At 58.4% G+C, this 21,297-nt stretch carries 21 protein-coding genes and 2 rRNA genes; 20 read left to right on the top strand and 3 right to left on the bottom strand.

Going from position 1 to position 21,297, the window contains the following annotated elements:
- Window positions 1-4 precede the first annotated feature (4 nt).
- The 3 genes from rrf (KUV52_RS04615) (at window position 5) to KUV52_RS04605 (ending at window position 1,767) form a co-directional block, all read left to right on the top strand.
- Window positions 5-119: ribosomal RNA gene (gene rrf / locus KUV52_RS04615) — 5S ribosomal RNA — on the top strand.
- A gap of 75 nt (window positions 120-194) precedes the next feature.
- A 5S ribosomal RNA gene (gene rrf / locus KUV52_RS04610) occupies window positions 195-309 on the top strand.
- A gap of 180 nt (window positions 310-489) precedes the next feature.
- Window positions 490-1,767, top strand: a complete 1,278-nt coding sequence (locus KUV52_RS04605; RefSeq protein WP_222524745.1) for a BamA/TamA family outer membrane protein — start codon at window positions 490-492, stop codon at window positions 1,765-1,767.
- A gap of 65 nt (window positions 1,768-1,832) precedes the next feature.
- Here the strand turns inward: KUV52_RS04605 and KUV52_RS04600 are convergent, their stop codons facing one another.
- Window positions 1,833-4,025 carry a S46 family peptidase gene (locus tag KUV52_RS04600; RefSeq protein ID WP_222524744.1) on the bottom strand — a complete coding sequence of 731 codons (2,193 nt, stop codon included), beginning with the start codon at window positions 4,023-4,025 and terminating at the stop codon, window positions 1,833-1,835.
- Window positions 4,026-4,114: 89 nt separating this feature from the next.
- Between KUV52_RS04600 and dnaB the strand changes: the two genes are divergently transcribed.
- The 11 genes from dnaB to KUV52_RS04545 all read left to right on the top strand — a co-directional run bounded on the left by dnaB (window position 4,115) and on the right by KUV52_RS04545 (window position 15,602).
- On the top strand, window positions 4,115-5,521 hold the full coding sequence (gene dnaB, locus KUV52_RS04595) for a replicative DNA helicase (protein WP_222524743.1): 1,407 nt from the start codon (window positions 4,115-4,117) through the stop codon (window positions 5,519-5,521).
- Between the two features lie 2 nt (window positions 5,522-5,523).
- Window positions 5,524-6,600 carry an alanine racemase gene (alr, locus tag KUV52_RS04590; RefSeq protein WP_222524742.1) on the top strand — a complete coding sequence of 359 codons (1,077 nt, stop codon included), beginning with the start codon at window positions 5,524-5,526 and terminating at the stop codon, window positions 6,598-6,600.
- Between the two features lie 267 nt (window positions 6,601-6,867).
- Window positions 6,868-7,440: a VC2662 family protein gene (locus tag KUV52_RS04585; protein WP_222524741.1), complete on the top strand. Its 573-nt coding sequence runs from the start codon at window positions 6,868-6,870 to the stop codon at window positions 7,438-7,440.
- A 107-nt stretch (window positions 7,441-7,547) separates the two neighbouring features.
- Window positions 7,548-7,982 carry a secondary thiamine-phosphate synthase enzyme YjbQ gene (locus tag KUV52_RS04580; RefSeq protein ID WP_222524740.1) on the top strand — a complete coding sequence of 145 codons (435 nt, stop codon included), beginning with the start codon at window positions 7,548-7,550 and terminating at the stop codon, window positions 7,980-7,982.
- 350 nt (window positions 7,983-8,332) lie between these two features.
- On the top strand, window positions 8,333-9,955 hold the full coding sequence (locus KUV52_RS04575; RefSeq protein ID WP_222524739.1) for a peptide ABC transporter substrate-binding protein: 1,623 nt from the start codon (window positions 8,333-8,335) through the stop codon (window positions 9,953-9,955).
- A gap of 48 nt (window positions 9,956-10,003) precedes the next feature.
- Window positions 10,004-10,930 (top strand): oligopeptide ABC transporter permease OppB, encoded by a 927-nt coding sequence (gene oppB, locus KUV52_RS04570; protein WP_222524738.1) that lies wholly within the window; start codon window positions 10,004-10,006, stop codon window positions 10,928-10,930.
- A 3-nt stretch (window positions 10,931-10,933) separates the two neighbouring features.
- Window positions 10,934-11,848, top strand: coding sequence for an oligopeptide ABC transporter permease OppC (gene oppC, locus KUV52_RS04565; protein WP_222524737.1), 915 nt, complete (start codon window positions 10,934-10,936; stop codon window positions 11,846-11,848).
- A 9-nt stretch (window positions 11,849-11,857) separates the two neighbouring features.
- Window positions 11,858-12,829: an oligopeptide ABC transporter ATP-binding protein OppD gene (gene oppD / locus KUV52_RS04560; protein WP_222524736.1), complete on the top strand. Its 972-nt coding sequence runs from the start codon at window positions 11,858-11,860 to the stop codon at window positions 12,827-12,829.
- Window positions 12,826-13,818, top strand: coding sequence for a murein tripeptide/oligopeptide ABC transporter ATP binding protein OppF (gene oppF / locus KUV52_RS04555; protein ID WP_222524735.1), 993 nt, complete (start codon window positions 12,826-12,828; stop codon window positions 13,816-13,818). The genes oppD and oppF overlap by 4 nt, the downstream gene beginning before the upstream one ends.
- Window positions 13,819-13,956: 138 nt before the next feature.
- A complete protein-coding gene (locus KUV52_RS04550) occupies window positions 13,957-15,264 on the top strand; it encodes a flavin-containing monooxygenase (protein WP_222524734.1) in 1,308 nt (435 codons plus the stop codon).
- Between the two features lie 98 nt (window positions 15,265-15,362).
- Entirely contained in the window at window positions 15,363-15,602 is a 240-nt protein-coding gene (locus KUV52_RS04545; protein ID WP_222524733.1) for a YdcH family protein, read from the top strand.
- A gap of 94 nt (window positions 15,603-15,696) precedes the next feature.
- Here KUV52_RS04545 and KUV52_RS04540 read toward each other — a convergent pair whose 3' ends face one another.
- Window positions 15,697-16,800 (bottom strand): phosphoribosylaminoimidazolesuccinocarboxamide synthase, encoded by a 1,104-nt coding sequence (locus tag KUV52_RS04540; protein WP_222524732.1) that lies wholly within the window; start codon window positions 16,798-16,800, stop codon window positions 15,697-15,699.
- 243 nt (window positions 16,801-17,043) lie between these two features.
- On the opposite strand from KUV52_RS04540, the gene dusA reads away from it, so the two are divergent.
- The 4 genes from dusA (at window position 17,044) to KUV52_RS04520 (ending at window position 19,009) form a co-directional block, all read left to right on the top strand.
- Window positions 17,044-18,018 carry a tRNA dihydrouridine(20/20a) synthase DusA gene (gene dusA, locus KUV52_RS04535; RefSeq protein WP_222524731.1) on the top strand — a complete coding sequence of 325 codons (975 nt, stop codon included), beginning with the start codon at window positions 17,044-17,046 and terminating at the stop codon, window positions 18,016-18,018.
- Between the two features lie 203 nt (window positions 18,019-18,221).
- A complete protein-coding gene (locus KUV52_RS04530; RefSeq protein WP_222524730.1) occupies window positions 18,222-18,500 on the top strand; it encodes a hypothetical protein in 279 nt (92 codons plus the stop codon).
- A 132-nt stretch (window positions 18,501-18,632) separates the two neighbouring features.
- Window positions 18,633-18,824 (top strand): PspC domain-containing protein, encoded by a 192-nt coding sequence (locus KUV52_RS04525; protein WP_222524729.1) that lies wholly within the window; start codon window positions 18,633-18,635, stop codon window positions 18,822-18,824.
- Window positions 18,809-19,009, top strand: coding sequence for a hypothetical protein (locus tag KUV52_RS04520; protein WP_222524728.1), 201 nt, complete (start codon window positions 18,809-18,811; stop codon window positions 19,007-19,009). Before KUV52_RS04525 ends, KUV52_RS04520 begins: the two co-directional genes overlap by 16 nt.
- Window positions 19,010-19,053: 44 nt before the next feature.
- On the opposite strand, the gene KUV52_RS04515 is transcribed toward KUV52_RS04520, so the two are convergent.
- Entirely contained in the window at window positions 19,054-19,797 is a 744-nt protein-coding gene (locus KUV52_RS04515; protein WP_222524727.1) for an enoyl-CoA hydratase, read from the bottom strand.
- A gap of 57 nt (window positions 19,798-19,854) precedes the next feature.
- Between KUV52_RS04515 and KUV52_RS04510 the strand changes: the two genes are divergently transcribed.
- Both KUV52_RS04510 and KUV52_RS04505 read left to right on the top strand, forming a co-directional pair.
- Entirely contained in the window at window positions 19,855-20,304 is a 450-nt protein-coding gene (locus tag KUV52_RS04510) for a copper chaperone PCu(A)C (protein ID WP_222524726.1), read from the top strand.
- 14 nt (window positions 20,305-20,318) lie between these two features.
- A complete protein-coding gene (locus KUV52_RS04505) occupies window positions 20,319-21,293 on the top strand; it encodes a DUF2333 family protein (RefSeq protein WP_222524725.1) in 975 nt (324 codons plus the stop codon).
- The last annotated feature ends 4 nt before the right edge of the window (window positions 21,294-21,297 follow it).

Raw genomic sequence — 21,297 nt, 5'->3', positions numbered from 1 at the left:
TTTGCCTGGTGGCAATAGCGTTGTGGTCCCACCTGATCCCATGCCGAACTCAGAAGTGAAACGCAACCGCGCCGATGGTAGTGTGGGAGTTCCCATGCGAGAGTAGGTCACCGCCAGGCTCCTAATTTTAAGCCCTTGCCTCAACGGCGAGGGCTTTTTAAATCGAATTCGATGCTTTGCATCAACCGTTTTTGCCTGGTGGCAATAGCGTTGTGGTCCCACCTGATCCCATGCCGAACTCAGAAGTGAAACGCAACCGCGCCGATGGTAGTGTGGGAGTTCCCATGCGAGAGTAGGTCACCGCCAGGCACCCATTCCAGAAAGCCCGCAGCTAACGCTGCGGGCTTTCGTCGTTTTTGCCTGCCAGACCGAACACCGAATTTGGCCAGGCTTAATGTGAACTGAACTCGGTGGTGGTTACCGCTTAACCGGGATGACAGTTGTCGATGCCAGCGTTATTCTTCGCTGCCTCATTTTCTCGGAGTCAACATGTCTCGCCTTTTCCTGATGGGTTTGGTGCTGGTCTCCACCTTGGTAAGACCCGCTTGGGCTGAAGAGCCCCAATCACAGAACTCTGAGGCTGCACCGGCAGCTTCATCGTCCACAGCCCGACCTGAAGGAAGAAGTGCTGCGGTGCCCTTTATCTTCACAACGTCCAGTATGGGCTTCAGTGTGGGGGCGGCGGCGTCACTTCAGGGCGTACTGCAGGAGCGTTCACAGCTGGTGGCCGTAGGCACCTACTCCGAAAATGACAGCTACGTGGCGTTTCTGGGGGCTTACAACCTGCACTTTGGCGACTCCGGTCGTTGGTTTGTGGACCTGCAGGCGTTCGATGCACGTATGCGGGAAACCAACGTCTATATCGACGGTAATCCGAACTTTGACACTCCGGCGGGATCTCATGGCTCCAGTGGGGAGAACATGGTTCTGGGCGAAGAGAGCCAACGGGACTTCTACGCGACACTGAGATACGTACTGCCCTTTGGTGCAGGTGAACACTCTCCTCAGCGCCGGGCGCGTTTGGTGGCAGGCATCCCGGTGGCCCCGGAGAAGGGTGAGCAGGTTGGCGCTTACACCAGTGTCGAGTTTGAGCCTTTCTATCGGGAGCGCACGGTTGAAGGGTTTGATGGCCAGTTTCAGAAGGACAAGACTCAAGGAGTCAGCCTGAAACTGGATCATGACGCCCGGGACTTTATCCCCTCGCCCAGCCGTGGCTACCGCTTCGAAGCGCAGCTTCACCGCGACTTTGGCAGCGGTGAGCGCAGCAGCTACACCAAATGGGAAGCGCAATACAGCCACTATCTGAACTTTGGCGCCAGCAACTGGAGTAAGCAGCAGGTCCTGGCGTTAACGGCCTACACCTCTGATGTTCCAACCTGGGACAGCGGCGCCGAAGGGCATCGCCCACCCTGGTTTGCGGAATCGACGCTGGGGGGCTGGAACCGTCTTCGGGGTTACCAAAGCGGTCGCTTCCATGATCGCAGTGCCGTGTTCTATGGAGCCGAGTACCGGGCCATTCCCCGGTGGCAGCCGCAGGGGGCGATCCCCTTTATCGATCGTTACTACTTCCCCTGGTGGCAGTTGGCTATCTATGGCGAAGTCGGGCGTGTGCATGACAGCTATGACCTGAGCGAACTGCACAAGGAGATGGATTGGACCGTTGGCTTTGGCGTGCGGATGTGGGTTGAGAATGTGGTTGCCCGTGTCGACTGGGGCTTCAGCGAGGAGGAAAGTCAGTTGCGTGTGGTGGTAAACCAACCCTTCTGAGTCTGTTGCCAAGCTTAGAAAAAGGCCGCCCATGGGGCGGCCTTTTTGGGGATGGATACCTGGAATTACTGCACCAGAGTCAGCTCCTCAAGCAGCCACTGGGCGTTATCCACTTCGCTCATCATCCAAAGCACATAACGGATATCCACATGCACGGCACGGGTGATGGCCGGGTTGAAATACCAGTCTTTGGTGATCGATTCGTAGGTGGAGTCAAAGTTCAGACCCACCAGCTCCCCTTTACCGTTCATCACCGGCGAACCGGAGTTGCCCCCTGTGGTATCCGCGCTGGAGAGGAAGTTCACCGGAACGGAACCAAAGGGTTGGGCATCCGCTTGGGCACAGGGTAGGAAGCCGCAATACCAGGCCTGCTCCTGGGGAGCGGTTAGATTGGGGCGTGCGTACTGGCCAAAGCGGTGCTCATCAATCGCTGCCAACACCTTGGCGGGCGCGTTGAAGGGTTCGATACCGGTATGTTTCTCGCGGATCCCTTCGAGACGAGTGAAGGGCTGCTTGTAGAGGGCGTCTGCCGCTTGATAGCCATCAACATGACCAATGCTGATGCGCAGTGTGCCATTGGCGTCAGGGTAAACGGGACGGCCCTGACTCTGGTACCAGTCGAGCATCGCCTGCATCAACTGAGGACGCGCCTTGGAGAGTTCTCCCAAGTGGGCCTTGCGGGCTTTGCTGCGTGCTTCATTGCCGGGATAGAGTGCGACGGCCATCTGGATTAGAGGGTCGGAGCTCTGCTCAAATTCGGCGGCGGGTTTGTCCATCCAGGCGCGGCGCTGATCTTTGTCTCCCAGAGTGGTTTTCACGTACAGGGTGTCAAAGTCCAGTTTGGCCAGTTGGGCATCCAGTACCGGGTCACGTTGGTTCTGTGCCAGGTAGGCGTCGATATCCTGCTGCCACAACACCTGATCCATACGGGCATCAAAGCGGCGCTCAAGCCGATCCAGTCGGGCGGCAAAGAGCTTGCGGTCCCGCTCCTGATAGCCGGCATCGCGTTCCGCATCCGCTTTCTCCTGCTCCTTGGCCCACTTATAGAGTGAGGAGGCGGCGCTGAGCAGCGCACCAGACTGGGCGTTGTTCAGATAGAAGCTGGATTGATAGTCGCTCTGGCTCTCGGCCACCAATTGACGCAGGTGGGAGAGGGCCTGGGCTTCCGGTTTACCCTGAAGGTACTGGTCAAAGGCCCGATCGCGGCTGACTTTCAGCGCCGGGATGTCGGTTTTGCGGAAACCGTCCAGCAGGCCGTTCAGTTTTTTCATCCGGTTGGCGTAGCTGGCTTTGGTAGCGGCATAGGCAACGGCCACTTCCGGCGTGGTGGCAGAGAGCGCATCAATGGCATCGATGCGTCCCTGATAACGGGCAGCCTGAGTGGGGTAGAGCCAATCTGCTGAGAACACCAGTTCTTCGGTCAGCTTGTGGCGACTGGTGCGACCCGGGTAGCCAGCAACCAGAACGCCATCACCGGCCCGGACACCCTCAGCATTGATGTTGAGGTAGCCTGCGGGCTGGTAGGGCACATTGTCTTCGCTGTAGGGGGCGGGGCTGCCGTCTTTGGCCACATAGGCACGAAGGAAGGTGAAGTCACCGCTGTGACGGGGGTATTCAAAGTTATCAATGTCGCCGCCGTAGGCGCCGACGCTCTCCGGTGGCGCGTAGACCAGACGTACATCCCGGATCACCAGTTGGCGGAGCAGGTAGTATTTGAGTCCACCGTGGAAATCCCGGACGCTGCAGCGGTAGGCCGGGTCGGCTTCACAGCCCTGGATGACCGCTTTGCGGTTACGCTCAATCAACTGGTAGCGCTCGTAGCCACTCTCCAGTTGCTCGCTGCCTTCCAACACCTGTGTGGTGACATCTTCCACTTTATCAGTGATATAGAGACGTTCCTGGGGACCGGCGGACAGCTCGTGAGCCTGATCCTTGGCCAGGAAGCCATCTTCCATGTAGTTGTGCTCACCGTGGCTGTTGTACTGGATGGCACCGTAAGCGCAATGATGGTTGGTGACCACGAGCCCTTGGGGGGACACAAAGGACGCAGTACAATAGCCCAATCCCACTACCGCATTCATCGGCGGCTTGGTCAGATCGGCCAGTTGCTGTGCGGGGATTTCGATGCGACGCTGCTTCAGCTGCGATTCCAGCTCAAGTAACTGATGGGGAAGCCATTGCCCCTCATCGGCGTGCAGGGGAAGGGTGGTTAATAGCGCTAACGGCGTTAGCACCTGCCAGAGTTTCCTTGTTGGCATCGGGGTTCCTTCGATTATTATGGTTTTTTTCCGGGAGGGTGAATGCCCCTCCTCGAGCTTATTTTCTCAGACAGTGTAACGGAATTAACATGGCGGAAACACGGGCCCGGAATAAATCCGGCCAGGCACCGGCCTCGGTGGATCAACTGAAGCTGCCCCCTCACTCTCTCGAAGCAGAGCAGTCCGTATTGGGCGGCCTGATGCTGAACAGCGACCTGTTTGACCAGGTCGCCGAACGGGTGGTGAAGGACGACTTCTACAGCCGCAGCCATCAACTGATCTTCAGTGCCATGTCCGTGTTGCTGGAGCGGGGCGAACCGCTCGATCTGGTGACCGTCTCCGAAGAGCTGGATAAGAAGGGTGAGCTGGAAGCGGTGGGGGGCATTCCCTACCTGTCCGACATCGCCCGGAACACCCCGAGTGTGGCCAACCTGACTGCCTACGCCAGCATCGTTCGTGAGCGAGCGGTGGTGCGTGAGATGATTCGGGTCGCCAACGAGATTGCCGACGCCGGTTTCAACCCCGACGGTCGGGACTCGTCGCAGCTGCTGGACCTGGCTGAAAGCAAGGTATTCCAGATCGCTGAGAAGCGGGCCAACGCCAACGAGGGTCCGGAAGACATCAAGGCGGTACTGTCCAAGACGGTTGATAAGATCGAGCAGCTGTTCAACAACCCCCATAACGGCGTGACCGGGGTATCCACTGGTTACTCGGATCTCGACCGCATGACCGCCGGTCTGCAGCCGTCGGATCTGGTGATTGTGGCCGCCCGTCCCTCCATGGGTAAAACCACCTTCGCTATGAACCTCTGTGAACAGGCGGCGATGAATGAGGACAAACCGGTTCTGATCTTCTCCCTGGAGATGCCCTCCGAGCAGATCATGATGCGTATGCTGGCTTCTCTGGGTCGCGTTGATCAAACCAAGATCCGTACCGGTCAGCTCAACGATGACGACTGGGCGCGGGTCTCCTCCACCATGGGTCTGATGATGGAGCAGGGCAAGATGTACATCGATGATGGCTCCGGCCTGACCCCCACCGAAGTGCGCTCCCGTGCCCGACGGGTTGCCCGTGAGCACGGCGGCATCTCCATGATCATGGTGGACTACCTTCAGTTGATGCAGGTGCCGGCACTGTCTGACAACCGTACCCTGGAGATTGCGGAGATCTCCCGCTCTCTGAAAGCCCTGGCCAAAGAGCTTCAGTGCCCCGTAGTGGCGCTGTCGCAGCTGAACCGTTCATTGGAGCAGCGTGCCGACAAACGTCCGGTGAACTCTGACCTTCGTGAATCCGGCTCCATCGAGCAGGATGCGGACCTCATCATGTTTATCTACCGGGACGAGGTGTACCATCCGGATACAGCGGAGAAAGGGCTGGCCGAGATCATCATCGGTAAACAGCGTAACGGTCCTATCGGTAAGGTACCACTGACCTTCCAGGGCCAGTTCTCCCGCTTTGATAACTACGCCGGTAACACCTTCGACTACGACGAGTAACTATGCGTTTTTCCCCCGTGGCGGAGATCCGCCGCAGCGCTCTAAACCACAATCTTCAGCGCCTTCGGGCGCTGGCACCTCAAAGCAAACTGATGGCGGTGGTGAAAGCCAACGCCTACGGTCACGGCCTGGTGAAACTGGCCAACTGGCTGGATCAGGTCGATGGCTTCGGGCTGGCCCGCATCGAAGAGGCACTGGCACTCCGGGAGAGTGGTATTTCCGCCCGTCTGGTGCTGCTGGAGGGGGTGTTCTCTGCCGAGGATCTGGAGCAGGCCGCCCAGCACCAGCTGGATGTGGTGATTCACGATGCTGAGCAGGTGCGTTTGCTGGAGCAGACCCCACTCTCCCAGCCGCTGGTGATCTGGTTGAAGATCGACACCGGCATGCATCGACTGGGTGTCACTGCCGAGCAGTTCGGCGAACTGTATGACCGTCTCTGTCGTTGCGAAAACGTGCGACTGCCCCCCAACCTGATGACCCACTTCTCGGTGGCGGATGAGTTGGAAAACCCGGAGACCGTGCGTCAAATCCAGCGCTTTAATCAGCTGGTTCAGGCGCTGCCGGGAGAGAAGGCACTGTGCAATTCCGCTGGCACCTTAAGCTGGCCTGCGGCGCACGGCGACTGGGTACGTCCCGGTCTGGCCCTGTATGGTGTCAACCCGATGATTGGTGGGCGGGCGGCCCAGTTCGACCTGCAACCGGTGATGACCATGCGCTCCAAGGTCCTGGCAGTACGGGATCTGAAAGCGGGTGAGCCTGTTGGCTATGGACAGACCTGGCGCAGCAGCCGGGATACCCGCATCGCGGTGATCGCCATGGGGTATGGCGATGGCTATCCGCGCCACGCGGTGTCCGGCACGCCAGTCCTGATCAATGGCCAGCGTTATCCTCTGGCCGGTCGCATCAGCATGGACATGCTGACGGTGGAGGTAGCGGACTCACCGGTACAAGTGGGAGACGATGTGGTGCTCTGGGGTGAAGGGTTGCCGGTGGAGGAGATCGCCGAGTGCGCGGGCACCATCCCTTATGAGTTGCTGTGCAGCACCACGGCCCGGGTGCAGTACCGCTACCTGGATTAAGCCTCATACCGCTTGCAGCCTGATCAGGGGCCGCAATGCCCGACTGTTGGAAGCCGCCTTTATGGCGGCTTTTTCGTCTCTTTTGTACGGTAACGTGCCTCAACAATATCGGGTCATTGATGGTAGTTGATCTCTGATAAGCACAGAGCGGATGAGTACGGTTACCGCTTGTCGCCCACGGTGCAACGCAGTAGGGTACGGGGTGACCGGGCCCGAAACGTATGATGAAACAGGGCCCTACCTCGACCACCATTATCGGGAGTTATGATGAAAAAGTTTGGGATTGCACTTTCGCTGGCCTGTGCCTCTGCCTTTAGCGGTGCCGCGATGGCGGAAACCGTACCGGTACAGTTGGCCACCCTGAACCACACCAACATTATGGAAGGCGATGCCGTTCAAGGGGTTCGTTTCCCGACCCTGTACGGTCAGACCGGCTCTGTGAAAGGGGTGGATCTGCACCTGCTCGGCATTGGTGAGACCGACGATTTTGTGGGCCTGCAGTTCCCGCTGCTGCTGGCTGGCGCCAACCACGTAAACCACAGCATGACCGGCGTTGGCTTTGGTCTGTGGAACTGGAACAAAGGCACCGCGACCGGCGCCAACGTGGGCATGGTTAACGTCACCAATGATGTGAAAGGTCTGAACCTGGGCTTTGTGAACTACTCCACCGGTAACACTGGCTTTGATTGGAGTGCGGTGAACATCGCCAAGACTTCTCAGGCTCAGCTGGGTTTCGTCAACGTCACCGAAGAGATCAAAGTGGTTCAGATTGGTCTGCTTAACTGCGCCAAGAACGGCTTCCTGCCCTGCTTCCCGCTGGTGAACTTTGCCGTAAAATAAACGCCAGTGGCGTTGAGAGACTACCGGGGGCCTGCAGGGCCCCCGATTTGTTTATGGCGCACCCCCATGGCAGAGTGATGCCCACCCTATCGTTGTCCGAGCCCGTTATGACTCAGTGGATCCAGACCACCTTTCGACTTCCAGCTCTATCCCGCGGCTTTCACCTGATCACCGATCGGGTTGAGTCGGCCCTGCCTGAGCTGAGCCGTTGCCACACTGGCTTGCTGCACCTGTTTATCCAGCACAGCTCTGCCTCGCTGACCATCAACGAGAATGCCGACCCGACCGTCCGCACCGATTTCGAATCCCACTTTAATCAGATGGTGCCGGAGCACGCCCCTTACTACCGGCATACCTATGAAGGGCCCGATGATATGCCTGCACACCTGAAAGCCAGCTTGCTGGGCAGCAGCGTCTCCATTCCAGTGAACCGGGGACGGTTACTGCTGGGCACCTGGCAGGGGATCTACCTGGGAGAGCACCGGGATCAGGGTGGTTCTCGAACACTTGTTGCGACCCTTCAGGGTGATTTTGCTGACTGAAACTGTGTTTTTTGGTTAAAAAGGCGCCGCATTGTTCTCAATGCGGCGTTTTTATTTTATTCGGAGTTTCTCTATCTATTCTGGTGTAAGCGACTGGCATTTATCGAGTTCTCAGAATGAATTTTGCTCTCATACATCACGATGATGTTGTCATACAGAGATGAGCGCGGTAGCGGCATGTGTTTCCCTAGTGTCTTTAGATTGTGTTTTTGTTATGTTTGGATGGCATTTGGGCAAATAAGTCACTAAAAAAACAGATATTGCCAAAATGTTAATCGCTTTGCGTAAGTGAAGTGTGGGAAGTTAACAAATGCAAAAAAACAATAACAGAACCAGGGAGCGCGCTGTACATGGCGAAAACCATAATGAAAGCCGTGGGGCTCGGCCTGATCCTGGCGTCGGTACTGCCGGTCGCCCAGGGGGCACAAGTACCTGAGGGAACCCGTCTGCACCCGGTGCAGGAGTTGGTGCGTGGCAACGGCTCTGAGCCAGCCTCGCTGGACCCTCAGAAAGTGGAAGGGACCACGGGCTCCACCATCACTAAGGACCTCTTTGAAGGGCTGGTGCAGCAGGATGCCGATGGCAACATCATTCCTGCCCAAGCTACCCACTGGGAGGTTTCCGAAGACAACAAGACCTTCACCTTCCACCTGCGCGAAGGGATCAAGTGGTCCAATGGTGACCCGGTAACCGCACACGACTTCGTTTTCGGTTTCCGTCGTGCCGTGGATCCCGCCACCGCCTCCCGCTACGCCTGGTATCTGGAGATCGCCACCGTAGAGAACGCCTCAAAGATCATTCTCGGCGAGATGCCGCCTGAGTCTCTGGGGGCGCGTGCCCTGGATGATCGCACCTTTGAGGTGACTCTGGAAAAGCCGGTGCCTTACTTTGTTCGTATGCTGGCACACCAGAACACCTTCCCCACGCCGCAAAAGGTGGTGGAGAAGTATGGCGACCAATGGACCCGCCCGGAAAACATGGTGACCAATGGCGCTTACACCCTGGATAAGTGGGTGGTGAACGAGCGAATTGAGCTGAAGCGCAGCCCCACCTACTGGGATAACGCCAACACCGTGCTGGATAAGGTGAGCTTCCTGGCCATCGTCTCTCCCAACACGGAACTGGCCCGCTACAAAGCGGGTGAAGTGGACATGTCGCTGACCATCCCGCTGGAGCACTACAAGAGCCTCAAGCAGGAGATCCCGGACGAGATCCGCACCACGCCCTACCTGTCGATGTACTACTACGAGTTCAACACCAAGGTGGCTCCCTATGATGACCCGCGCGTGCGCAAGGCGTTGTCTCTGGCCATCAACCGTGAAGCACTGACCAAGTACGTTCTCGGCCAGGGCCAGCGTCCGGCCTACACCTTTACCCCCTCCTCGGTTAACGGCTTTGAACCGCCGGTGATCGAACACTCCACCTGGACCCATGAAGAGCGACTGGCGGAAGCCAAGCGGCTGATGGCGGAAGCGGGTTACGGCCCGGACCGTCCGCTGCTGATCAACCTGCTCTACAACACCAGTGAGTCCCATAAGAAGATCGCCATCGTGGTGGCGCAGCTGTGGAAGCCGCTGGGGGTTCAGGTGCGACTGGAGAACCAGGAGTGGAAAACCTTCCTGGATACCCGCAACCAAGGCCGCTTTGAAGTTGCCCGTGCCGGCTGGGCCGGTGACTACAACGAAGCCTCCACCATGCTCGACGTGATGCTGTCCAATCACGGTCAGAACAAGGGCAAGTGGGCCAATGCCGAATACGACGCACTGATGGCCCAATCCCGTCTGGTGGCGGACGACGAAGAGCGCGCCAAGCTCTATACCCGCGCCGAGGAGATCATCGCTGCTGAAGCGCCGGTCCTCCCCGTATACGAGTCGGTGATCAGCCGTCTGGTGAAGCCCTACGTAGGGGGCTACCCGATGAACAATGTTGAAGACACCGTTTACAGCAAAAACCTGTACATCATCGCCCATTGAGGGGTGAGGCTCGGAAGTCTGTGCCTGTGAGGCACAAGGAGTAAAGACATGTTGCAATTTACTGTGCGGCGCCTGGCAATGGCGATCCCCACTCTGTTTATCCTGGTGACCCTGTCCTTCTTTATGATGCAGTCGGCACCGGGCAGCCCGTTTACCGGGGATTTCAACCTGCCGCCGGAGGTACTGGCCAACATTGAAGCCAAGTACCATCTGGATAAGCCGATGTGGCAGCAGTATCTGTACTACCTGGGCGACCTGCTGAAGGGCGACCTGGGACCCTCTTTCAAATACCGCGACTACAGCGTGAATGAGCTGGTGGCTCAGAGCTTCCCGGTCTCCATCAAACTGGGTGTGGTGGCCTTTGTCTTCACCGTAATTTTCGGTGTGGCACTGGGCACCGTTGCGGCACTGAAGCAGAACACCTGGGTGGATTACACCGTAATGAGCCTGGCGATGGTTGGGGTGGTTCTGCCTTCGTTTGTGCTGGCTCCGGTACTGGTGATGATCTTTGCCGTCGGCCTGAACTGGCTGCCAGCGGGGGGGTGGAACGACGGCCACTGGGCCAACCTGGTGTTGCCGGTGTCCGCCATGGCGATCCTCTACATGGCCTCCATCGCCCGTATCATGCGCGGTTCCATGATTGAGGTGCTGCACTCGCCCTTTATCCGCACCTGCCATGCCAAGGGTCTGCCGATGCGCTACATCATCTTCAAGCACGCCCTGAAGCCCGCGATGCTGCCGGTGGTCTCCTACCTGGGCCCGGCCTTTGTCGGGATCATCACCGGTTCCGTGGTGATTGAGACCGTGTTTGGCATCCCCGGCATCGGCCAGTACTTCGTCAACGGCGCGCTGAACCGTGACTACTCCCTGGTATTGGGCCTGACCATCCTGGTGGGCTCACTCACCATCCTGTTTACCGCCATCGTGGACATCCTCTATGGCCTGATCGATCCGCGTATTCGGGTGGAGGGTTAAGTCATGCAAACCATCGCACAGAAACAGAACAACGAAGCGGTAGAGAACTTTGCGGCGGAGCTGGAAGTGGAGGGGCGCTCCCTCTGGGCCGATGCCCGTCGCCGCTTCCTGCGCAACCGCGCCGCCGTGGTGTCGCTGGCGGTACTGGCGCTGATCGCCGTACTGGTGGTGATTGGCCCCAGCCTCTCCAGCTACAGCTTTGATGAGATGGACTGGGAGAACATGGCGTCAGCGCCCTCCCTGGCCAATGGCCACTACTTTGGCACCGACTTCCTGGGGCGTGACCTGTTTGTCCGTACGCTGGAAGGGGGCCGCATCTCCTTTATGGTGGGGATCCTGGGGGCGCTGGTGGCGGTGGCCATCGGTACCCTGTACGGCTCCATCGCCGGTTACGTCGGCGGCCGTACTGACAACATCATGATGCGAACCCTGGAGATCCTGAACTCCTTCCCGTTCATGTTCCTGGTGATTCTGCTGATGACCTTCTTCGGTCGCAGCCTGTTCCTGATCTTCCTCGCCATCGGTGCGGTGTCCTGGCTGGATATGGCCCGTATTGTGCGGGGTCTGACCCTGGGTCTGAAGAAGAAGGAGTTTGTGGAAGCCGCCATCGTGTCGGGTACTCCGACCAAGGACATCATCCTGCGTCACCTGGTACCGAACGTGCTGGGCATCGTGGTGGTGTACGCCTCCCTGCTGGTGCCCTCCATGATCCTGTTTGAGTCCTTCCTCAGCTTCCTCGGCCTGGGGGTTCAGGAGCCCTACACCTCCTGGGGTGCGCTGGTGAATGAAGGCGCGATGACCATGGAAGTGGCCCTCTGGCAGCTGGTGTTCCCCACCTCTTTCCTGGTGGTCACCCTGTTCTGCTTTAACTACATCGGCGACGGCCTGCGGGACGCGCTGGATCCGAAAGACCGTTAAGGAGGCGCCATGAGCTTACTCTCAGTACAAGATCTGAACGTAAAGTTCACCACGCCGGACGGCAATGTCACCGCGGTGGACAAACTGAGCTTTGAACTGGCTGCAGGGGAGACCCTGGGCATCGTGGGCGAATCCGGCTCCGGTAAGAGCCAGACCGCGTTCGCCATCATGGGCCTGCTGGCCAAGAACGGCCTGACTGGTGGCAGCATTCGCTTCCAGGGCCAGGAGATCCTCGGTCTGCCGCCGAAGGCACTGAACAAGATCCGCGCCGAGCAGATCGCCATGATCTTCCAGGATCCGATGACTGCGCTGAACCCCTACATGAAAGTGGGTCCCCAGCTGATGGAAGTGCTGATGCTGCACAAAGGGATGGGCGCCAAGGACGCGTTTGAGCACAGCGTGAAGATGCTGGACGCGGTGAAGATCCCGGAAGCGCGCAAGCGGATGGACATGTATCCCCATGAGTTCTCCGGCGGGATGCGTCAGCGGGTGATGATCGCCATGGCCCTGCTGTGCCAGCCCAAGCTGCTTATTGCCGATGAGCCCACCACCGCACTGGATGTGACCGTGCAGGCGCAGATCCTGGAGCTGCTCAACGAGCTGAAGAACGACTTTGGTACTGCCATCATTATGATCACCCACGATCTGGGTGTGGTGGCCGGTCTGTGCGACAAGGTGATGGTGATGTACGCCGGCCGGACCATGGAGTACGGCACCACCAACGAGGTGTTCTACCAGCCGACCCACCCCTACACCAAAGGGCTGCTGTCTGCGATCCCCCGTCTGGACGGTGACGAGAGTGCTCTGCCGACCATTCCGGGTAACCCGCCCAACCTGTTGGCGCTGCCCCCGGGCTGCCCGTTCAGTGCGCGCTGCCAGTTTGCGTCGCCCCGCTGTCACGCCGAACCGGCGTCCCTGGTGCACTTTGACGACGACCGTCAGCGTGCCTGCCACATCGCGATTGAGGAGGTGGCCGCATGAATCAGCCCCTGTTGAAAGCCAATGGCATTAAGGTCCGCTTCGGCATCAAGAAAGCCCAGAAGTGGCCCTGGGATCCAGTTCCCCAGCTTAAAGCGGTGGATGGCGTGTCCTTTGAGGTTCAACCCGGTGAAACGCTGGGTGTTGTGGGTGAGTCCGGTTGTGGCAAATCCACCCTGGCTCGCGCCCTGATCGGCCTGGTGCCGATCGCTGAAGGCGAGGTGTTCTTCAATGGTCAGAAGGTGGATCATAAAAACCCGGCGGCCATGAAAACCCTGCGTAAAGATGTGCAGATGATCTTCCAGGATCCACTCGCCTCCCTGAACCCGCGGATGACCGTGGGCGAAATCATCGGCGAGCCGCTGCGCAACTACTACCCGGACTGGAGCAAAGAGCAGGTTCAGGACGAAGTGCGTGCCATGATGGCGAAGGTGGGCCTGCTGCCCAACGTGATCAACCGCTATCCCCACGAGTTCTCCGGTGGTCAGTGTCAGCGTATTGGCATCGCCCGGGCGCTGATCCTCAAGCCAAAACTGGTGATCTGTGATGAGCCGGTATCCGCTCTGGACGTTTCTATTCAGGCTCAGGTGGTGAATCTGCTGAAGGACCTGCAGCGGGAGATGGGCCTGTCCCTGATCTTTATCGCCCACGACCTCTCTGTGGTGAAGCACATCTCCGATCGAGTGATGGTGATGTATCTGGGGAATCAGGTGGAAACCGGCACCAGCGAAGAGCTGTACGGCAAGCCGTCGCACCCCTACAGTCGTGCGCTGCTGTCTGCCGTGCCGCTGCCGGATCCGGAGCAGGAGCGCCAGAAGGAGATCATCCTGCTGACCGGCGAGCTGCCCTCTCCGATCAGCCCGCCATCCGGTTGCGTATTCCGTACCCGATGCCCATCGGTTTGTGACAGTTGCTCAGAGCAGAAGCCCCAGTTGCAATCTCTGGGAGGCACCCATCAGGTGGCCTGTCCGAGACACGACGTCGCAGCCTGAGGCTCAGCCCTTTCTCCAACCGCATAAGCGCCCCTCGGGGCGCTTTTTTATTGGCGATATCACCAGGGAAAATGCAAGCAGGCGAAAAATCCGACAGGGCCTGTTACCTTTGCCTCAAAGGGATAAGGAAACCCAACCATGGCTCGAGTCTGCATCATTGGCGCCGGCCCATCCGGCTTTACGGCACTGAAGGCCCTGCGGGAAGCGGGGATAGATACCGTCTGCTACGAAGCGTCCGACGACATTGGCGGTAACTGGTACTACAACAACCCCAACGGCCAATCTGCCTGCTACCAGTCGCTTCATATCGACACATCGAAAACCAAAGCCAGCTTCGATGATTTTCCGATGCCGGATCACTTCCCCGATTTTCCCGGACACCAGCAGATCTTTCAGTACTTTCAGGATTATGTGGCGCATTTTGGCCTGCGCCCTCACATTCAGTTCAACACCTGGGTGACGGAGGTCTCGGAGGAGGGCGCGCGCTGGCGGGTGCGCACGGATCAGGGCGATGACAGCCTGTTTGACTACGTTCTGGTGGCCAATGGGCATCACTGGAAGCCCGCCTTGCCGGCGTACCCGGGAAGCTTCCGCGGAGAGGTGATGCATGCCCACAGCTACCGGAATCCCACGGAGCCTTTGGATCTGCGTGGCAAACGGGTATTGGTGGTGGGGTTTGGCAACAGCGCCATGGACATCGCCTCAGAGCTCAGCCCCCGCTTTCTGACCGAACGCCTCTGCGTCAGCGCTCGTCGGGGCGGTTATATCATGCCGAAATACCTGTTTGGCCAGCCTGCCGACAAGGCGCTGCTGCCGCCCTGGGTGCCCGGCTGGTTGGCACGTCGGCTGTTTCGTTGGGTCTACCGCTTTACCGTGGGTGACATCACCCGTTGGGGGATCCAGCAACCGGATCATCAGCCTTTGGAGGCGCACCCCTCCGTATCCGGGGAATTTCTGCAGCGGCTGGGCAGCGGCGATATCCAGATGCGCCCGGGGATAGAGCGGTTTGCGGGCGATGAGGTGGTGTTTACCGATGGTCGGCGCGAACCGTTTGATGTGGTGATCTACGCCACCGGGTACGAGATCAGTTTTCCCTTCCTGCCCGAAGGGCTGCTGCCGCTGAAAGAGAATCGTCTGCCGCTGTTCAAACGGCTGTTGAGGCCGGATCACCCCACTCTGATCTTTCTTGGGCTAGCTCAGGCTCTGCCCTCGCTGCTTAACCTTGCCCAGGTGCAGATGCGTCTTGTTGTGCCCTTAATACAGGGCCGCTATCAACTTCCGGTACCCGGCGAGATGGCCAGGGCCATTGAGGTGGATGAACAGACTCATGGGGGGCATTACTACCCGTCACGCCGCCACACCATGCAGCTGGATTTTGCACTGTATGAGCGGGATGTTGCGCGGGAACTGAAGCGGGGAATGGAGCGGTTAGGGCGCGTCGGATAATGCGCCCCAATAACAAACCCTTTACTGATCCTCATCAAAAAAATCGATGGGGCAGAGGCGCATGATGGAGATGAACCCCCCAAAGGAGGACTCAAAAGATGATAGTTGCTGACCACAGCCTGGTGAATGAATTCCCCGCCCACGTTGATCAGATCCAGGAGCTGAACCTTTCCGACGATACCTTCCACAAACTCTATAACCAATACCACGAGCTGGACCGCGAGATCCGTCGCATTGAGGAGGGGCTGGAGGCCGCGGCAGACGAGACATTAGAAGGCTTGAAAAAGCAGCGCTTGCAGTTAAAAGATGACCTGTACGAGCGGATCAAAGCCGCTTGAGGATAAGGGGGCCCGCTGGGGCCCCTGTCGTTTATCTGGCCGGTGAAGGGCCAAAAAAAGGAGGCTTTCGCCTCCTTTCTTGCTTGAGTCAGTCTCAGTCGATCAGACCGTACTGCTCCTGAAGGATCTGGATGATCTCCGCCTTCGGATTGTCCGAGAGCACCAGCTTCTCACCAGTGACCTTTTCCGCAATGTCCACATAGGTTTTGGAGACTGCCATCAGCACCTCAGCAGGCAGCGCGTTGTCACGGGCCAGTGCAGAGCGCTCCTCCATCCGGTCCTTATTGAGCAGGATATCCGGATCCGGGAAGTGGTTGAGCAGCAGCTGGCGGAAGCCCTCCTTGGAGTTCTCCACTACCTTGCCTTCACGGTAGGCCGGACCATCCCAGATGCGGGAGGAATCCGGTGTGCCCACTTCATCCATGTAGATCAGTTTTTCGTTACCTGCGGCGTCGGTGACGTAGCCAAACTCGAACTTGGTATCGACAAACACCTGGTCCAGCTGGGCCAGGGCATCGGAGATCACATCGAAGCCCTCTTTAAGGAGCACTTCGTAGCGATCAATGTCTTCCTGAGAGCGGAAGTTAAAGGCCTCGAAGTTGTCTTCGATGTTCTGGCGGGTGATGTTGACGTCGTCGACGGCGGGGACACCCGGAATGCCTTCCAAAATGCCCTTGGTGGAGGGGGTGATCAGCAGCTCAGGCAGCTTCTGGTCTTTCTCCAGCCCTTCCGGCAGCTCAATGCCACAGAAGTTGCGCTCGCCCTTGCTGTAGGCGCGCCACATGGAGCCGGTGATGTACTGACGGCAGATCGCCTCGATCATAACCGGCTTGGCCTTCTGAACGATCCAGACGAAGGGGTGCGGGATGTCCAGAATGTGGCTGTCCGCCAGGCCCTTCTCCTTGAACAGGCGGAACCAGTGGTTGGAGATGGCGTTCAGGGCGGCGCCCTTGCCGGGGACACCGTTCATGCCACCTTCACCGTGCCAGATGCAGTCGAACGCGCTGATGCGATCGGAGATCACCATGATCGCCAGCGGTGCATCTTCCGCCACATCGTAGCCTTTCTCTTTGATCAGGCGGCGGCTGTCGGCTTCGGTCAGCCAGTAAACAGAGCGGACTTTTCCGGAGTGGACCGGCAGTTCAGTACGGATGGGAAGATCGTTGTTAACGGCCAAGACTTTATCAGCAAGACTCATTGCAACTGTCCTGTAGTAGTAGGTAGAGGTAAGTGAGGGAACCTGCCGTGGCTATTGAGTTTTTTCGCTTTTTTGGCTTATGGCTCCCGGCGCCGCACAGGATAACAAAACCCGCCTGAACTCCCTAGCCTTGTGACGACTTTTTACGCACTGCTATGGTCCTTAAGGTTGGCGAAAAAATCGCCTGTGCATTTGGGCTGGCCTTGGGTAGAATACGCCTCCCCAAATTCCATGAGGCTCCCGATGAAGCGCACCTTTTCCGTTGCTCCGATGTTGGATTGGACCGACCGCCACTACCGTTACTTTGCCCGTCTGATCTCTCGTCAGGCACTGCTCTATACCGAGATGGTAACCACCGGCGCGATCATTCATGGCAAGGGGGACTACCTGGGCTTCAATGACGAGGAGCATCCGGTCGCGCTGCAACTTGGTGGTAGCAATCCGGCGGATCTGGCGCACTGCGCCAAGCTGGCGGAGGAGCGAGGGTACGATGAGGTAAACCTGAACGTCGGGTGTCCCTCTGACCGGGTTCAGAATGGCCGTTTTGGCGCTTGCCTGATGGCGGAGCCTCAACTGGTGGCTGACTGCGTCAAAGCGATGCAGGACGTGGTCAGCATTCCGGTGACGGTAAAAACCCGAATCGGCATTGATGAGCAGGACAGCTACGAATTCCTGACCCGCTTTATCGACATCGTTTCAGCCGCTGGCTGCGACGTGTTTACCATTCACGCCCGCAAGGCCTGGCTGCAGGGGTTGAGCCCCAAAGAGAACCGGGAGATCCCGGAACTGATCTATGACCGGGCCTATCAGGTGAAGCGGGACTTCGCTCACCTCAACATCTCCGTAAACGGTGGCATCACCACGCTGGAGCAGTGTGAGGCCCACCTTCAGCATCTGGACGGTGTAATGGTGGGGCGTGAGGCTTACCAGAACCCCTACATGATGGCGGAGGTGGACCAGCGTCTGTATGGTGATGCCCGTCCTGTGCTTTCCCGGGCTGAGGTGGCGCAGCGGATGATCCCCTATCTGGAGCGGCACATCGCCAACGGCGGTCGTGCCAATCACGTTACCCGCCATATGCTGGGCCTGTTTAACGGCATGCCCGGGGCGCGTCAGTGGCGTCGCTACCTGGCGCAAAATGCCCATCTGCCGGGCATGGGCGCTGAGGTGCTGGCAGACGCGCTGGCCAGTCTGCCCGAGGCAGCTCGCGAAGCCTGATGCAGTCAGTAGTGGATTTGACCACCCCTATGGTCAAATCCACCATTTCCTCAATCCTTCCCCATATGGGCCAATTGCTGCCCACATTCCAAAAATAAAATTCCCTTAAAAACCAATGGTTTAATCAAGCGTGAAAAGTTGGCACGCCTCTTGTTAATACCTTGTTGTCATCGACACTAGGCACACAAAAAGAGGGATTGACCATGTCACGCTTCAACACTGTTCGTCGCACCTTGCTCGCCACCCTGGCCGTATCAGCGTTGTTGGCTCCTACTGCTCAGGCAGGCGAAACCCAGACTCTGGCCCAGGCCATCGACGCCGCCATCCGCGCTTCTCTGAATGAGGTGCGCCACGAGGTAAACCGCGATGTGACCCTGTCCGTCAAGCAGCAGGTCAAGGACGCTTTCGGTCCGGTACCGGTTGCAGAGACTCAGATGCTGGCCAAGCGCACAGAAAACCCGGTAGTGGGTGGGAGCAAGTGATGGGAATGATTCAACCGACCCTGTGGGTGATGGCGATGCCGCTGCTGGGCTGGGCCCTGAGCGCCGTCATCGCCTTGGGACTCGACCAGGTTAATCTGCGTCGTCCCGGATGATGAGAGATAAGGAGGGAGCATGAGCTTGGTAAAACCGCGGCCTCAGGCCTGGTGCTTCGGCGTCATTGCCGGCATCACTCACCGACTGGAATGGTCGACCAACTGGACCCGATTGGCGGTTGTCGGCCTGACCCTTATCGCACCGGTCAAAATGGTGCTGCTCTATCTGGCCGCCGCATGGTTGTTACCGCAGTCATGGCGTGGTTACTGATTTCGTTACTGCTGTGCCTGATCCTGGTGATCGGCGTGGTGGATATCCGTTCAGTGGCATTAGGAGAGTGGGGCAGTTGGTGGCCGCTGCTGCTCCTGGCCCTGATCGGAACCGGTTTTCTCCTTGGGCGATGGATTGGTCGCCTGTGGACGGGCCGGCACAATGATGCCGACCGTCACTCCTGAGCTAGCGCAACCAGCCTTTGGCCCCGCCTTTGCGGGGCTTTTTTTTACCGTTTGGCCAGACGGGCGGCGATGACAGAGCGGGTCTCGTCGCTGACCAGGTGCTCGGAGAAGCGCTCCAGCTCCGCCGCCATGGCGCGGGCCAGGTTAGCGGGCCGGCTCTGCTTAAGCAGGGCTTTGGTGGCCATCAGTGCTTTGGGCGGGCGGGAGGCCAGGGCCTGGGCTTTCTCTTTGGCCAGGGTCAGAACCTGATCCGGCTCGGTGATCGCATTGATCAGGCCGATCTGAAGGGCAGTGTCCGCATCAAAGGGTTCCCCCAACATCAGCAGTTCTGCAGCGCGGGGGTAGCCGCACAGGGCAGGCAACAACACACTGGAACCCGCTTCCGGAACCAGGCCCAGATTGACAAAGGGCAGTTGGAAGCGGCTGGTGGTGCTGGCGTAGATCAGGTCGCAGTGCAGCAAAACCGTGGTGCCGATGCCCACGGCAGCACCGGAAACCGCTGCCACCAATGGCTTGGTCAGGGTGGGTAACAGATGCAGAAATCGGATCACCGGGGTATCGGCGGTCAGTGGACCACTGCTCAGAAAGTCATTCAGGTCGTTACCGGCAGTAAAGCATGTGGTGTCGCCCTGAAGCAGAACAGCGTGGATGGATTCATCCTGTTCGGCCTGTTCAAGCGCCTGACACAATGCTGAATACATCTGCTGAGTCAGTGCATTACGCTTGTCCGGGCGGTTGAGGGTCAGTACCATGACGGCATCGTCACGGTGCACGGTTAATAGGTCCATGATCTCTCCTGAGGTGCGGTCCTGTTGCACAAAACTCAGTCTAAAGGATGGTGAGTGATGTTTAAACGCTTGTTTGGATTTTTCCCCCTGTTGTGCGCGACCTCCGCTCTGGCGGCCATTGAGATTCAGGAACCTCAGGTTCGGGCCATGCCGCCGAGTGTGCCGAACACCGCGGGCTACCTGACCATCACCAGCACCGATCAGGATGATGCCCTGCTTGGCGCCGTCTGTGAGGGGGTCAAAACCACCGAACTGCACACGCTGTTGCAGGAAGACGGCATGATGAAGATGCGCCCGGTGGAGGCGATCGAACTGGCGGCGGGCGAGGCGGTGGCGCTGACTCAGGGCGGTTACCATCTGATGATGATGGGTTTATCCCAACCGCTGCAGGAGGGGGAGCAGCTAAGCTGTGAACTCACGTTCCGCCATGCGGACCCGAAAACGGTGTCCCTGACTGTGACCCGAATGGGTAATCAGGATGAAGGGCATCACCATCATCACCACTAAACAAGGAGTGCGCCATGGTCGCCGTCAATAAGAAGTGGCTGGGGATCGGCCTCGTTGCCGTTGTGCTGCTGAACTACCTGATCGCGGTCTGGTGGAGTGTTGAGCCTGATCCGATCTCTCTTGATTCTATGCGTCCACAGGAGGGACAGCCCGTTGTTGGTTATGCCACCACGACGGCGGTGATCGAGGTTGCCAGCACCTTGCTGGATAAGCCCGGAGGCTTTCTTTCCAATGATGTGATGCCACCATCCGTGATGATGGACAACATGCCGTCATTCGAATTTGGTGCGCTGGAGCAGTTGCGGGACATCTCGCTGGTGATGAGACGGGAGTTTTCCCGCTCCCAGTCGCAATCCGCGGAGAATAAAGATCTGCAGATTGCGCAGCCCAAGTTCAATATCGACCACCGCAGCTGGATGATGCCGCGGGCTGAGTCCGAATATCGCGATGCGATCAAGGCGCTCGAGCGTTACCGGGCCGCCATCATGGATCCCACCAATGAGGACGCCCAGTTTTATGCCCGGGCGGACAACCTGGTGAGTTACCTCGATGAGGTGGGCAAACGTCTTGGCAGCCTGTCACAGCGGCTGGCGGCCAGTGTTGGTCAGGAGCGACTGAACACCAACCTGGCGGGAGATTCCGAGGCTCGCCAATCCACCGGAGCCTCAGGCAGCGCGATGGTGCGCACCAGTTGGTGGCAGATCGACAACGTGTTTTATGAGGCCAGGGGACACACCTGGGCACTGCTGGCGTTTATGACCGCCATTGAGGAAGATTTTGGCCCGGTACTGGATAAGAAGAATGCCCGGGTCAGCCTGCAACAGATCATCCGGGAGCTTGAAGCGACTCAGGAGACGGTCTGGAGCCCCATGATTCTGAACGGCAGCGGCTTTGGGCTGGTCGCCAACCACTCTCTGGTGATGGCGAACTACATCTCCCGGGCCAATGCCGCACTGATTGATTTGAAACAACTACTCACTCAAGGATAAGTAA

Origin of the sequence: Ferrimonas balearica (assembly GCF_019802055.1) — a bacterium.
Lineage (GTDB): Bacteria > Pseudomonadota > Gammaproteobacteria > Enterobacterales > Shewanellaceae > Ferrimonas > Ferrimonas balearica_A.
This window is presented reverse-complemented; position numbering and strand designations above follow the sequence as displayed.